Here is a 14,449-nt window from a genome sequence, read left to right as displayed (position 1 = left end):
TCGCCTCAAGAGAAGGATTTTCATGCTCAAGACCCTCGCGGTGGCCAATTACCGCTCGATCAACAAACTGGTGATTCCGCTGGGCCGGCTGAACCTGATCACCGGCCCCAACGGCAGCGGCAAGTCCAATCTCTACCGCGCCTTGCGCCTGCTGGCGGAGACCGCTCAGGGTGGCGTGGTCAATGCACTGGCCCGCGAGGGCGGGCTGGACTCGACATTCTGGGCCGGGCCGGAAACCATCAGCCGGCGCATGCGCAACGGCGAAGTGGCGATCGAGCCGACGGTGCGGCAGGGCGTCAAACGGCTGCGCCTGGGGTTTGCCGGGGAGGATTTCAGCTACTCCATCAGCCTCGGCCTGCCCGACTCCAACGGCCACTTCATGTTGCCGGGAGACACTCAGCCCAGCCCCTCGCGTTTTAGCCTCGATCCGCAGATCAAGCGCGAATGCATCTGGGCCGGCCCGCTCTATCGCCCGGCCAGCCTGCTGGTGGATCGCAACGGTGCGATGATCCGCGCCCGCGAAGCCCGCAGCTGGGACGTGCTGGCGCAACACACGCAGAACTTCGACAGCCTGTTCGACCAGATCGGCAGCCTGCGCAGTTCGCCAGAGGTGTTCCAGATGCGCGAGTTCATCCGCCGCTGGCGCTTCTACGATCACTTTCGCAGCGATGCCGACGCCCCGGTGCGCCAGCCGCAACTGGGCACGCGCACGCCGGTGCTGCACCACGACGGTCGCGATCTGGCAGCCGCGTTGCAGACCATCAATGAAATCGGCGACCCCGAGGCCTTGCAGGTGGCGATCAGCGATGCGTTTCCCGGCGCACGGCTGAACATCGCACCGCTGGCCGGCGGACGCTTTGCCATCGAGTTTTTCCAGGAGGGGTTGCTGCGACCCTTGTCGGCGGCGGAGCTGTCGGACGGGACGTTGCGTTATCTGTTGCTGATTGCCGCATTGCTGACGCCAAGACCACCGTCATTGATGGTGCTCAACGAACCGGAAACCAGTCTGCACCCGGATCTTTTGCCGGCGCTGGCGCGCTTGATCATTCGCGCGTCGGAACAGTGTCAGGTGTGGGTGGTGTCCCATGCACGGCGGTTGATTTCGGCGTTGCAGGAGGATCCGGAGTGCAACTGCATCGTGCTGGAGAAAACCTTCGGCCAGACCGGAATTGTCGGGCAGCGGGTATTGGATGAGCCGGCGTGGAACTGGCCGGATTGAGCCGCGCCTGAGCGAGCGCTTTCGCGAGCAGGCTCGCTCCCACAGTTGGAATGCGTACCCCTGTGGGAGCGAGCCTGCTCGCGAAGAGGACCTTCAGGTCAGCGCAGATTTATCGGCCAATCAACCCTGCCACTTGCCACCCTCGACAATCACACTCTCAGGCCGGGTGTCATCGCTCAGCTCTTTGCGCACGTATTGGTCGTATAGCTTGAGCAGGTACTTCTCTTCACCCAGCTTCGCCAGTTCGCTGTTCACCCAGTCACGCAGCTCGACATTACCCTTCTTCACCGCCGGGGCAATCGGTGCTTCGGCGCCGAGTTTTTCCTCCAGCACACGGTAGCCCGGGTTCTGTTTGGCCCAGCTGAACAGCACCAGATTGTCCTGCGCGTAGGCATCGCCACGGCCATTGGCCAGGGCTTGCAACGACTCGGAGTTTTTCTCGAACTTCAGCAGTTTCCAGTCCGGGTGGTTCCTGGTCAGCCAGATATCGGCGGTAGTTCCGGTGGTGACGATGGTGGTGCGGCTGGCCAGGTCATCCAGTTTTTTCACCGCACTGCTTTGCGGCACTAATGCCTGCACCGCCACCTTGAGGTTCGGGTTGGTGAATTCCACCGCCTCCTTGCGCTCCGGGGTCACGGTCATGTTGGCGAGGATCAGGTCGACCTTGTCGCTCTGCAGGAACGGAATGCGGCTCGCCGGCTCCACGGCAACAAACTCGACTTTGTTCTCGTCACCGAGCAGATCCTTGGCGAAACGCCGGCCGATGTCGGTGTCGAAACCGACGTAGCGCCCGGCCTCATCGACGAAACCGAACGGTGGCTTGTCGGTGAACACGCCGACGATCAGTTTGTCGCGAGCCTTGATCTTATCCAGGTAACCGGCTGGCGCGGTGCTTTCACTGGCGACTTTAGGCTTGGCCGGTTCTTCGGTTTTGCTGCAACCGGCAAGCAAGGCAAGGCTGAGCAGGGGCAGTAAAAAAGCGGCAGTTTTCATAACAGTTCCAGTTCCTTTGTCGGATTCGTTTTTGGCAGTGTTGCAACGAAGGAGAACTTCTCCAGGAACTGCTGCGCGCGTGCGGTTTGCGGGTTCGTAAAGAAAATCTCGGGCGGGTTCTGTTCAAGGATGCGCCCGGCATCCATGAACACGATGCGGTCGGCCACCGCGCGGGCGAAGGCCATTTCGTGGGTGACGATCAGCAGGGTCATGCCCTCGCGGGCCAGGCCCTGAATCACTTGCAGCACTTCCTTGACCATCTCCGGATCAAGGGCGGCGGTGACTTCATCGAACAGCATGACCCGTGGGTTCATGCACAACGAACGGACGATGGCGATGCGTTGCTGCTGGCCGCCGGAGAGCTGGCGCGGGAAGGCATCGCGCTTGTCCGCCAGGCCCACGCGTTCGAGCAGCGCTTCGGCTTGCTGCTGCGCTTCACGGCGCTGACGCTTTTGCACCTTGAGCGGGCCAAGCAATAAATTGTCGAGCACGCTCATGTGCGGAAACAGGTGATAACTCTGGAACACCATGCCGATCTGTTGGCGCACTTCGCGCCAGTCGGTGGCCTTGTCCAACAGTTCACGACCGACAAATTTCAAGCTGCCGCTGTGCGCTTCTTCCAGACCGTTGAGGCAACGCAGCAACGTACTTTTGCCACAACCGCTGGGGCCGAGAATGACGATCACTTCGCCGCTGTGCACGCGCAGGTCGATGCCCTTGAGCACCTGCTGCTCGCCATAGCATTTGTTGAAACCCTGAAACTCGATCAATGCGCTCATGCTTGCCTCCAGCGCCGCTCCAGCACGCGCGAGGCGGCCGACAGCGGGTAGCAGATAAAAAAGAAAAACAGGAACAGCGCGCCGTAGATCAACACCGATTCGTAGGTGCGCTCGATGATCTGCTGGCCGACCTTGATCACATCGACCACGCCAATCAGCACCGCCAGCGAACTGGTCTTGATGATCCGTGTGTAAACGTTGATGGTCGGCGGCGTCATGCGTTTCAGCGCCTGCGGCAGCAACACGTAGCCGTACAGTTGCGCCGCATTCAGACCAATCGACAGTCCCGCTTCACGCTGCCCGCGCGGCAATGAATGCAATGCACCGCGCGCCACTTCGCCGACTTCGCTGGCACCCCACAGCGACAGCACCAGCACCGCACACCAGAAGCTCGGCAGGCTCAGGCCGAAGAAAATCGGCAGGCCGAAAAACAGCAGGTACAACCAGACCAGCACCGGAATCGCCCGGAACAGTTCCAGATAAACCCGCAGAATCGCGTTCAGCCACGTCACGTTGAGCGTGCGCAGTACGCCGTAGAGCACGCCGCCAACCGTGCTGATGGCGATGCTCAGGAATGAGATCGACAGGGTTTGCCCGGCGCCTTTTGCCAGTTGTGGCAACGACACCCAGAGCAGTTCAAGACCCGAACTGGCCATGCTGAAGCCTCCTTTCCAGGCGGCTGAGCAACAGCGACAGCGGCAAGAACAACAGCACGCAGATCAGCGTCAGCACGGCGAGCATTTCGTAGGTCTTGTAGTAGAGCGCGATGTAGCTCTTGGTGGTGTAGAGGATTTCCGGCACCGCCACCGCCGAGACCACGGTGGTTTCCTTGAGCAGGAAAATGAAATTGGCGAACAGCGACGGCAGGCTGAGAATCCCCGCCTGCGGCAGGATCACGTAGCGCAGCAACTGACCGTGGGACAGGCCGATGGAGCGCCCCGATTCCAGTTGCGCCTGCGGCACCGCATCGATGCCGGCGCGCAATACCTCGGTGAGGTAGGCACCGCCAAGGAAAGTCATGGTAATGATCGCTGCGGTGAATCCGGAAACCTTGATCCCCAGCGCCGGCAAGGCGAAGTAGACGAAGAACAGTTGAATCAGCAGCGGCGTGTTGCGCGCCAACTCCACATACAGGCCGACGGCGCGTTGCAGGTAAGGCGTGCGGAACACCAGAATCGTCGCGTTGAGCAGGGCCACCAGCAGCGACGTGCCGATGGCAATGAACCCGACTTGCAGCGTCACGCCCACGGCCTTGAGAAAGGCCGGCAGGGTACTGAGGATAAAGGCGTAGTCGAAAGTCATGAAGCATCCTGGACGTCGCTCGGTAAGCGACGGTCATGCAGTCCATGGACAGCGGGTAACTGTCCGGCAGGTGCTGACTTTATAGGTATAAAAACAAGTATTTAAATACCGTTAAAGCATATTGATATCACCCAAAAAACTACCCTGTGGGTTTGCCGGGAAGGAATAAGAAGGCTATTTTCCCTTGCGCTGTAGGAAGGATCTTTTTTGCCTGAAAGCCCTCCAAGGACGAACAGCTTTTGGCCAGACTCCCCCGGCCAAACCATTACAAGGAAGACAACATGGACGTAAAAGTGCCGCAGCGACTGGATCCGCAGGACATCGTGAAATTGCTCGTGGCGTTGCGCCGGGCGTTGAAGGCTCAGGTGGCCTGAGTTACCACACATCAAGATCAAAAGATCGCAGCCTGCGGCAGCTCCTACAAAAGATCGCTTTCCCCTGTAGGAGCTGCCGCAGGCTGCGATCTTTTGATTCTGGCTTTAGATCCTGTGGCGATCCCATAAATCGAGCACACAAAAAAACGCCGATGACCCTCACTGGCCATCGGCGTTTTCATACCTTGAAGGGGTGGTTCAAGCGGCGGATCAGAACGCCGGCAGTACCGCGCCGTTGTACTTCTTCTCGATGAACGCTTTGACTTCAGGGCTGGTCAGGGCAGCGGCCAGTTTCTTGATGGCGTCGCTGTTCTTGTTGTCCTCACGGGCCACCAGGAAGTTCACGTAAGGCGAGTCAGCGCCTTCGATCACCAGCGCATCCTTGGTCGGGTTCAGCTTGGCTTCCAGCGCGTAGTTGGTGTTGATCATGTCCAGATCAACCTCCTTCAGCACGCGTGGCAGCAGGGCCGATTCCAGTTCCTTGAACTTGAAGTTGTGCGGGTTCTTGGCGATGTCTTTCGGGGTCGCCAGGGCGTTTTTCGGATCTTTCAGTTCGATCAGGCCCGCCTTCTGCAGCAGGATCAGGGCACGGCCGCTGTTGCTGCCTTCGTTCGGGATGGCGATGGTCGCGCCGTCAGGCAGATCAGCCAGTTTCTTGTACTTGCTCGAGTAGCCACCGAACGGTTCAACGTGCACGCCTTGCACGGTCACCAGGTACTTGGCCTTGTCGTCCTTGTATTTGCCGGCGTTGAAGCTGTCCAGGTAAGGCTTGGTCTGGAAGTAGTTGGCATCCAGACGCTTCTCGCCCACCTGCACGTTCGGCTGCACGTAGTCGGTGAAGACCTTGATTTCCAGATCCACGCCTTCTTTGGCCAGGGTCGGTTTGATCAGCTCGAGGATTTCCGCGTGTGGCACCGGAGTCGCCGCCACCACCAGTTTCTCGCCGGCCTGGGCCAGGGAAGCAGTCAGAGCAGCCGCCAATGCGGTAAACAACAGAACCTTTTTCATGCAGTGTCCTTATCGAGAATCACGGTCGCGAATGGCGACGGCTATTAATACCAGTGCCAGTGAAGTGCTATCTCTGGCGTGAAGCGGACAATACCGGGATTTTTTATTCCCGGACAATAACGTTTATTCACGTTGATATTCCATTTTGTTCATACACGCGAGATAGCCATGAAGGCGCTGCCGCAGGTAGCGATCTTTTGATTTTCAATGGTTTAAAAGTGCTGAAAGCAAGATCAAAAGATCGCAGCCTGCGGCAGCTCCTACACGAGGCCTGCGTTTTTCAGTAACCGCTTTAGCGCCTGCTGATCGGCAGCGGTGCCATTTTCCAGGATTTGTTTGAGCTGACTTTCGATCTGCACCAGCGTCTGTGGCAGGTTCAGGTGCTCCGGGAGGATTTCATCGCCGGTGCTGACCAGCAGCGCAAAGTGAATGACGTTTTCCAGCTCGCGGGTGTTGCCCGGCCAGCTGTGGCGCTCCAAAAGGTGCTGCGCGGCTTCGCTGATCAATGGCACCGGCAGATCCAGGCGCTGGCTGTAGATGCCGAGAAAGTATTCGGCCAGCGACAGGATGTCGCCGATCCGTTCGCGCAGCGCCGGCAATTCCAGTTGCCCTTCGCTGAGGTAGTGATAAAGCCGTTCGTGAAATTTCCCCGCGTCCACCGCTTGCGCCAGATCGATGCTGGTGGCCGCTACCAGCCGTACATCCACCGGGCTTGGCTGATGGGCGCCGACGCGGGTGACTTCATGATTTTCCAGGGCGGCGAGCAGTTTGATCTGGATCGGTAGCGGCAAGTCGCCAATCTCGTCCAGATACAACGTGCCGCCGTTGGCCGAACCGAACCAGCCGGCACGACTGCTGGCCGAACCGGTGTAACTGCCGGCGGCATAGCCGAACAGCTCGGCATCGGCGTAGGTCGGGCTGATCGCGCCGCAATTGACCGAGACGAACAGACCGCTGCGATCACTGGCGCGGTGGATGTGGCGCGCGAGCAACTCTTTACCGGTGCCGGTCTCGCCACGGATCAATACCGAGATTGTCCGCGGTGCCAGGTGCTCCAGCTCCTCACGCAGCTGCCGCGAACGCGGATCGACGAAGACCAGCGCCTTGGCACGGATGCTCAGGGGACTTTTTTCCGCATCGGGAAAGGTCAGCAACGGCTGACCGAACGCTTCAAAACTCATGGCAGACTCCCGCCCACAACCGCCGGGAGACGGGGGCGATCAAAAAGAAAAAATACCACTCAAGCGCGACGCCGCGCGTGGAGTTCCAGGCGGTTTTGCAGGCGATAGAGGTAAGCGAAACCCTGCTCCCAGCGCTGGTGCCCGGACTTGACGTTGATGTGCCCGGCCCCGGCGAGAATCCCCGCTTCGGCGCCCCAATCGCGCGCCAGCTCCAGCGCGCGTGGCGCGCTGACGGCGGCGTCGTTGTCGGAGGCGACGACCTGACTGGGGAACGGCAGCAGGTCCGTCGGGATCGGTGCAAAATTACGCAGCGCCGGTGCGCAGGACGGGCGCTCGACGTCGGCCGGCGCGACCAGCAACGCCCCGCGCACCTGCCGCAGGTATTGCACGGGCGCGGTAGCCGCCCAATGCGCAACGGTGACGCAGCCGAGGCTGTGGGCAATCAGGATCACTGGCGTGCTGTCGGCGGCAATCGCTTCGGCCAGCGCCGCGACCCAGTCTTCACGGCGCGGTGTCAGCCAGTCGGCCTGCTCCACCCGGGCGCTGTTGGGCAGGCTGTTCTGCCAATGGGTTTGCCAATGATCTTCTGGCGATCCTTGCCAGCCCGGCACAATCAGGTAACGGATTGATTCGTTGCGCATGGGGGAGCTCTCCTGCGTCGTGTCTGTTCCTGATCGAGTATAGGGACGGGATTTATATTCGTTAAGGAATAAGAAGCTATTTATTAAGACCCAAAAGAAATATGGTTGGCTTCGTGTAGGAGCTGCCGAAGGCTGCGATCTTTTGATTTTGATTTTAAGAACAAGAGCAAAAGATCGCAGCCTTCGGCAGCTCCTACAGGGATCGGGTGTGGGTTTGAATCGAGATAAAAAAAGGGCCGCACCCTGCCAAGGAGACGGCCCCGGAAAAACGTAAATCCTGTTACCGCGCCGTGATCACCGACAACTTGGTAATCCCCGCCCGCTCGATCGAAGCCATGGCCCGCGCCACTTCGCCGTAGTTCACCCCGTCGTCGGCCTGCAGTTGCACGCGGACTTCCGGGTCTTTCGCCTTGGCTGACTTGAGGTTGAATTCCAGCAGGTCCGGCTGGATTTCATCCTTGTTGATAAACAGTTTGCCGGCGCCGTCGATGCTTACCACCAGCGGATCTTTCTGCTCGACCGGTGCCACCGCTTCGGTCTTGGGCAAGTTGATCGGGATCGCATTGGTCAGCAGCGGTGCGGTGACGATAAACACCACCAGCAGCACCAGCATCACATCCACCAGCGGCGTCACGTTGATCTCGCTCAGCACCTCGTCGCTGTCTTGCGTGGAGAAGGCCATATCAGGACGCCTCCTTCACTTTTGTCGCGTTGCCCGGTGCCGACACCTTGTTTGCAGTCGGGTGGATCAACACGCGGAACGCACTCTTCTGCGCCAGGCTGTAGAAGTCGTGGGCGAAGTCATCCAGATCCGCCGCCGTCAGTTTCAGACGCCGCAAAAAGTAGTTGTAAACCAGCACCGCCGGCACCGCGACCGCGATCCCCACACCGGTGGCGACCAGTGCCGCACCGATCGGACCGGCGACTGTTTCCAGGCTCGCCGAGCCTGCCGCGCTGATGCCTTTGAGCGCTTCCATGATTCCCCACACCGTGCCGAACAGGCCAATGAACGGCGAGGTACTGCCAATACTCGCGACCACCGCCAGACCGGTTTCCAGCGAACGCCGTTCGCGCACGATCTGCTGGCGCAAGGCCCGCTCCAGGCGATCCTGATGGTTGATCGCCTGGCTCAGATCATTGGCCTGCGGCGCCTCACCCACCTGAATCGCCGCGTAACCGGCCTGTGCCACCCGGGCCGCAGCGCCGGGTTGGGTTTCGCTCAATTCGGCGGCGGAGTCGAGACTCGACGCCGCCCAGAAGCGTTTATGAAACTTGCGATCCTGCGCCTTCAGACGACCGAACTGCACAGCCTTGAGCAGCGCCAGTCCCCAGGTGGCAACGGAAAAAACCACCAGCAGCCAGATCACCGCACTTTCGATGGATTCCAGTGGAGAGGCCAGTAACGTCATGATGTGTTCCCTCGTGTAAACATTTAGCGCGAATAGGTTTCGGTTTAATGAATCTTGAAATCGATGGGCACGCTGACCCAGCCGTCCTGGGCGACATCACCCTGCCTGGCCGGGACGAAGCTCCACTGTTTGACGGCGTTGAGCGCTGCGTCGTCGAGCTGCTGCCGGCCACTGCTTTTCTGAATCTGGATGTCGCCCGGTTTGCCGTTGGCCAACACGTGCACCCGTAGCAATACCGTGCCTTCCCAGCCGCGACGCTGGGCCAGCGATGGATACTCCGGCGCCGGGTTCTTCAAATACGCGGCGTTGGCCGAGGCCGGCGTTACCGGAGCCGGAGCCGCGGGTGCAGGTGGCGCTGGCGCAGCGACCGGGGCGGCCGGTTGCGGCGGCGCCGGTGGTTGCTCCACGGCTTTGGGTGCTGGCTTCGGCACCGGTTTAACCACCGGTTTCGGCTTGGGTTTAGGGATCGGTTTAGGCGGTGGCGGCTTCACCGCCAACTCGTCTTCAACCGGTGGCGGAGGTTCGACCACCGGCGCGGGCGGCGGCGGTTCAACCACGGGCGGCGCGGGTGGTGCCGGATGCGAAAACTCGATGGTCATCGGTGGAATTTCCGGCGGCACGATCGGCAACGCCGGCGTCGGATGCTGGTTGATCCAGTAGATCATCGCACCATGCACCAGCAGCGCCAGCACGCCGAGCAGGATCGCTTCACGACGGCTCAGAATGCCCTTGGGCGCGCGCTGCAAACGCAACTGCCCCAACGGCACACGATGCGGCCGGCCGAGATCGACCAATTCGCCACTTGGTGTCTGACGCCACAGCAATTCCTGTGCGCTGGCGGCGGTCTGGACATTGCCCATTGATTTACTCCCTGCGGTCTCTTTGCGTTCTTTCGCTTGGCCGATCCGTCGTTTGTTGAATCCCCCACGGCGTGATCGATGGGTCAATCATTGGGCCAGCGGCTTATCTCCGAAAGTAATCTTTCATGTTATGGATAGACATTTATGGAATATGAAAAACGGTCATTTCCGCCAAAGCCACGGGCCGCAAGGCTTCCAGCGATTCGCCGAAATCGACATGCTTTCCCGGCATAAAAAGTATTCATCCAAGGCATCGGGTTATCGATGACCCGGGATTCAGTGACAACTAATACCAACGTGATAGTTGAAAAACTTTTCAAAAGGCAAACAAAAAGGCCGATGCACTTTTAATGCATCGGCCTTCGATTTACGGAATTTTTTATTGCTTCACAAACTCCCCGGCCAGCCCCACAACATCACCATCAAAGTTAGTACGCGAACCCACCGCGCGAACTTTCGAATAGTTGTGATCCGGCGAGAACAGCGTCCAGGACTGATAGCCAGTGCCGTCATTCAGCGCCGCGAACGTGATGATCGTCGGCTGCCCGGTACTGTTCTGGAAATGGTAATGCCCGTAGGCGATGTCGTAGTTCACGCCGTTCTGGCTGAACTTGCCGCTGAAGGTGCCGTTGGAATCGTTACCATCGGTGATCGTCAGTTTGGCGCCAGCGTTAGCGTTTACATAATTGCCATTAATGCTCGACATAACGTGATTTCCTTTATCGTTGGATAAGTGTCTTCCGATGAGAGCAAGTTTCCTCCTGGAAACTCACGACACACAGGATGGTTGTCCATTGACTTATTGTCCACGGCACTTATCAACGATATTGCTATATACACTATTCATGTCGCTCATAACTTATTTCGATTCCGAAGAGCCTTAATAACTAACGGCTGACTTGGGTTTGTTGCACACCAATGGCCGGCACCAGAACTGCCGTCTCTGAACGCGGCGTTCCCGCCGGAACCCAGTCATAACTCACAGGCAGCGCGCGATAGACCCAGTTGCTGATTGCATCACTGCCCGGCGCCTTGCCCAGATACGGGCTGACATATTCCCAGACGTTTTCACCGCTGGCCGTGACCTGGAAAAACCGCCCGTTCATGCCTTCGTCGATCAGCGTATTGCCATTGGGCAAGCGTCGCGCGCTGCTGATGAATGAACTGTAGAAGGCCCAACCCGGCTGCTTCGAATTCGCTGCGCTGTATTGCCAGACGATTTCATTTTTCTGCGGGTCGATTTCCAGCACCCGCGAGCCGGAAATCAGCCCGAGGGTAACGTTTGGATAGCCCGCCGAACCCTGGTTATCGAACACCAGCAGATTACCGGCACCGGGGAGCCCGGCGGGGATGATGTGCGCGTCGTGCTGACCGACAAACTGATCCACCGGACGCGGTAATTTCTGCGCGGTTTTCGGGTTGATCAGCGGCAGGTTCGGGCCGAGGCGCCACACCACTTTGCCGCTGTGCTTGTCGATGATCGCAATGAAGTTGGCATTGCGCGAATCGAGCAACAGGTTGTCCGGATTGAAGCGTTTGTCGCCGGCATCGAACCACTTGTTCGGCCCGACCACGCTGAGGTTGTTGATGTGCAGGTAATCCGGATTTTCGCTGGCGTGCACCAGTTTCAATTGCTCCGGGGTGAAGCCGAATTCGTTCAGGTGCTCCGAGGCCAGCCACTGCCATTTCACCGCACCGTCAGGACTGACTTCATAGATCGCATCGTCGATCACCTCAGGCACTTTGAAGCCTTTGACCTTATGCACCTTGTTCGCCAGCACCACCGTGTTGCCGCTGCTCAACCGGCGCTGATCGTGGTGTTGCTGTGCTGCGCCGCCAGGGGCCTTGTCGCCCCACTGCCAAACAACTTTGCCGCTCCAGTCCAGTTCGCCGACGCTCTGATTGCCCAGACCGTTACCGGCGGAGCCGAGCTTGCCCGGATCCTTGTCACTCAGTTGCAACAGCACATGCCCGCGCGCGCCGCCGACCAGTTGCGGGTCGATGATCGCCGACGGGAAACCCGCCTGTGGCCAGGTTTTCACCTCATTGCCGTTCATGTCGATCAAGTGGGTCTGCTTGTCGGCGCCACTGAAGATCACGTACTGGTTGAACGCTTTGTTCGGGTCATAGCGGGTGACGCCGGTCGGGTACACGCTGGGGGCGGCGAACACCCCGGTGCTTGAGACTGCGCCGGATAACAACAGGGCTAAAGCGGTTTTGCCTGGCAACATGATGCAGCTCCTTGAATGACGGATCAGAAGTCGTAGCGACCGGTTACGCCGAGGGTGCGCGGCGTACCGAGCAGGCCTTCATAACCGCCGTTGCCGCCGGTCCACAGCGTCGTGTAATAGGTCTTGTCGAAGGCGTTTTTCAGCCACAGCGAAACGTCCCACTGGCCCTGATTGAAATCGCCGCGCAGACCGGTGGACAGGTTGACCACGGCGTAGCTCGGGATCTGCCCGTAGTCGGAATCCTCGACCGTGCCCACCGCTTTGGAGCGGAACGCGTAACTGCCGGTGACGTAAGGTTGCAGACCGTTGGCCAGATTCCATTCGTATTTGCCGTTGGCGTTGCCGATCCATTTCGACGCGCCAACCACCTGGTGGCCGCTGAGGTCGCAAGAGGCCGGTGCGCCGGGTGCCTGGCTGACTTCCGGCGGGCACGGTGCATCTTTGTACGAGAGATAGCTGACGTCGTTGTACGAGCCGTTGAAGTTCAGGGTCAGGCCGCGCAACGGGATCACCGTGCTTTCGAATTCGACGCCGCGTGAGCGCACCGAACCGGCGTTGGTCAGGTATTGCACGCGGTTGACGTCGTCGTAGGCGTTGGTCTGGTAGGCGTTGACCTGGGTCCAGAACACGTTGGCGTTGAGCTGCAAACGCCGGTCCCACAGCGTGCTTTTGAAGCCGAGTTCGGCGTTGTTGGCCCGTTCGGTGCCAATCAGCAGCGAGTCGGCGCCGGCGGTTGGCGCCGAACCCACCGCGAGGTTCACGCCACCGGATTTTTCCCCGTGAGACAGCGTGGCATAGCCGAGCAGGTCATCGGTGATGCGATAGCTGAGGTTGAGCAGTCCGGACGGGCTGGAGCTGTACTGATTCAGATCGCCGGAGTCGTAGGCACCCGTGCGTCCGCGACGTGCGGTGGCCGCTGCGCCGCTGACCGTGGCGCCACCAACCGGCGCATCGCGGGTGACCCAGGCGTTCTTCTCTTCATAGGTGCCACGCACGCCGGCAGTGAAGTCCAGGCGCTCGGTGAGGTGCCAGGTGCCTTGGGCGAACAGGGCGAAACTGTCGGTCTTGATGTGGCCGTTGCCGACACTGCCAATGTTGGCCAGCGCGCCGCGTGGCGTGCCGTTCCAGATATCGGCTTGCGGGCCGTAATAGGCGAAGGACTTGTTGTCGAGATCCGAGCCGAAGTAGTACGCGCCGACCACGTAATCGAAAAACTCGCCCTTGGGCGAGGCGAGGCGAAATTCCTGCGAGTACTGTTTATCTTCGACAGAAACCCCGGCGTTGTAAGTCGCGGCGACGTTGAGACCGTCGTCGTTGGCCGGGGTGAAATTCCAGAAGCGATACGAGCTGATCGAGGTCAGGGTGAAATCGCTCGGCAGCGTCCAGTTGGCCTCCACCGACGTGCCGCCCTGATGCACGGTGACGTGCTGATCGTTGTCCAGATTGACCTTGCGGTGCGAGCCGTTGACCAGCGTCGCGCCGGCGGCATTGGCCCGCGACTGGTAGAGGTTGACGCCGTTGATGGTCGGCCCGGTGTTGTACAGCACGCGGGTGCCGGCGCTGGAATCCTCTTCGTTGTAGTCGCCGATCCAGCGCAGGTTGAAGTCTTCGTGGGGCTTGAACAGCAACTGCGCACGGAAGCCATCACGCGAGCCACCGTTCAGGTCATGACCGTTGTATTCGTTCTTGATGTCGCCGTCGCTGCGGGTGCGATAGGCCGAAAAACGTCCGGCCAGTTCATCGTTGAGCGGCCCGGAAATGGTGCCCTTGGTCTGGAAATAACCGTCTTCGCCAACCGAGGTTTCGATGCTGCGTTCCGGGGTAAAGGTCGGCGCACGGGTACTGATGTTGATCACCCCGGCGGTGGTGTTCTTGCCGAACAGCGTGCCCTGCGGCCCGCGCAGCACTTCGAGCTGTTCGATGTCCATCAGGTCGAACACCGCCATCCCCGGACGGCCCAGATAGACGTTGTCGATGTACAGACCGACGCTGCCTTCCAGACCGTCGCTGGCCGGGTTGTTGCCCAGGCCACGGATCGACACGCTGGACTGGCGCGCGTGCATGTAGGCGACGTTGACGCTGGGCACCAGTTGCTGCAAATCCTGAATCCGGTAGACCCGTTGCGTCTCCAGCGTCTGACCGCTGACCACGCTCATCGGCGTCGGCACGTCTTGCGAACTTTCTTCGCGACGGCGGGTGGTGACGGTCACGGTTTCCAGCTGCGAGCTGTTGGCCGCAGGCTTGCCGGCGGGAGCCGGCGGTGGGGTGTCGGCGTCGGCGGCGTAGCTCTGAGTCCAGCTGGCACTCCCCGCCAGCAACAGGGCCAGAGGCAGGCGTTTGAGCCGTCGTGGCGTTAAGGGTGACGCAAGGTTCAACGGACTCATGGCGCGGCTCCTGGTCAAAAAACACACAGACATCTTCAACGCTGCATATTCTTTTAAGTTATTTATTT

At 59.8% G+C, this 14,449-nt stretch carries 14 protein-coding genes; 1 reads left to right on the top strand and 13 read right to left on the bottom strand.

The window, feature by feature from the left end; genetic code table 11:
* Positions 1 to 22: 22 nt before the first annotated feature.
* Positions 23 to 1,219, top strand: a complete 1,197-nt coding sequence (locus tag GTQ41_RS01265) for an AAA family ATPase (protein ID WP_047290788.1) — start codon at positions 23 to 25, stop codon at positions 1,217 to 1,219.
* Positions 1,220 to 1,339: 120 nt separating this feature from the next.
* Here GTQ41_RS01265 and GTQ41_RS01260 read toward each other — a convergent pair whose 3' ends face one another.
* From GTQ41_RS01260 to GTQ41_RS01200, 13 genes are all read right to left on the bottom strand, one after another.
* Positions 1,340 to 2,212: a transporter substrate-binding domain-containing protein gene (locus GTQ41_RS01260; RefSeq protein WP_047290787.1), complete on the bottom strand. Its 873-nt coding sequence runs from the start codon at positions 2,210 to 2,212 to the stop codon at positions 1,340 to 1,342.
* Positions 2,209 to 2,991 (bottom strand): amino acid ABC transporter ATP-binding protein, encoded by a 783-nt coding sequence (locus GTQ41_RS01255; protein WP_047290786.1) that lies wholly within the window; start codon positions 2,989 to 2,991, stop codon positions 2,209 to 2,211. The genes GTQ41_RS01260 and GTQ41_RS01255 overlap by 4 nt, the downstream gene beginning before the upstream one ends.
* Positions 2,988 to 3,647, bottom strand: coding sequence for an amino acid ABC transporter permease (locus GTQ41_RS01250; protein ID WP_217325410.1), 660 nt, complete (start codon positions 3,645 to 3,647; stop codon positions 2,988 to 2,990). Before GTQ41_RS01250 ends, GTQ41_RS01255 begins: the two co-directional genes overlap by 4 nt.
* Positions 3,628 to 4,293 carry an amino acid ABC transporter permease gene (locus GTQ41_RS01245; protein ID WP_041071136.1) on the bottom strand — a complete coding sequence of 222 codons (666 nt, stop codon included), beginning with the start codon at positions 4,291 to 4,293 and terminating at the stop codon, positions 3,628 to 3,630. The genes GTQ41_RS01250 and GTQ41_RS01245 overlap by 20 nt, the downstream gene beginning before the upstream one ends.
* 584 nt (positions 4,294 to 4,877) lie before the next feature.
* A complete protein-coding gene (locus GTQ41_RS01240) occupies positions 4,878 to 5,675 on the bottom strand; it encodes a MetQ/NlpA family ABC transporter substrate-binding protein (RefSeq protein ID WP_041071133.1) in 798 nt (265 codons plus the stop codon).
* A gap of 260 nt (positions 5,676 to 5,935) precedes the next feature.
* On the bottom strand, positions 5,936 to 6,856 hold the full coding sequence (locus GTQ41_RS01235; protein WP_047290784.1) for a sigma 54-interacting transcriptional regulator: 921 nt from the start codon (positions 6,854 to 6,856) through the stop codon (positions 5,936 to 5,938).
* A gap of 59 nt (positions 6,857 to 6,915) precedes the next feature.
* On the bottom strand, positions 6,916 to 7,497 hold the full coding sequence (locus GTQ41_RS01230; protein WP_047290783.1) for an alpha/beta hydrolase: 582 nt from the start codon (positions 7,495 to 7,497) through the stop codon (positions 6,916 to 6,918).
* 280 nt (positions 7,498 to 7,777) lie between these two features.
* Positions 7,778 to 8,179, bottom strand: a complete 402-nt coding sequence (locus tag GTQ41_RS01225; RefSeq protein ID WP_003220570.1) for a biopolymer transporter ExbD — start codon at positions 8,177 to 8,179, stop codon at positions 7,778 to 7,780.
* Position 8,180: 1 nt separating this feature from the next.
* Positions 8,181 to 8,906, bottom strand: coding sequence for a MotA/TolQ/ExbB proton channel family protein (locus tag GTQ41_RS01220; protein WP_041071117.1), 726 nt, complete (start codon positions 8,904 to 8,906; stop codon positions 8,181 to 8,183).
* 44 nt (positions 8,907 to 8,950) lie between these two features.
* Entirely contained in the window at positions 8,951 to 9,766 is an 816-nt protein-coding gene (locus GTQ41_RS01215) for an energy transducer TonB (protein ID WP_047290782.1), read from the bottom strand.
* Positions 9,767 to 10,145: 379 nt separating this feature from the next.
* Positions 10,146 to 10,472, bottom strand: coding sequence for a hypothetical protein (locus tag GTQ41_RS01210; RefSeq protein WP_007952780.1), 327 nt, complete (start codon positions 10,470 to 10,472; stop codon positions 10,146 to 10,148).
* 181 nt (positions 10,473 to 10,653) lie between these two features.
* Positions 10,654 to 11,997, bottom strand: coding sequence for an aryl-sulfate sulfotransferase (locus GTQ41_RS01205; RefSeq protein ID WP_047290781.1), 1,344 nt, complete (start codon positions 11,995 to 11,997; stop codon positions 10,654 to 10,656).
* A gap of 23 nt (positions 11,998 to 12,020) precedes the next feature.
* A complete protein-coding gene (locus GTQ41_RS01200) occupies positions 12,021 to 14,381 on the bottom strand; it encodes a TonB-dependent receptor (RefSeq protein ID WP_047290780.1) in 2,361 nt (786 codons plus the stop codon).
* Positions 14,382 to 14,449: the final 68 nt, after the last annotated feature.

Origin of the sequence: Pseudomonas sp. AN-B15, assembly GCF_019056475.1 — a bacterium.
Classification (GTDB): Bacteria; Pseudomonadota; Gammaproteobacteria; order Pseudomonadales; family Pseudomonadaceae; genus Aquipseudomonas; species Aquipseudomonas parakoreensis.
The sequence above is the reverse complement of the archived record's forward strand: the minus strand, read 5'-3'. Positions and strand labels throughout refer to the sequence as shown.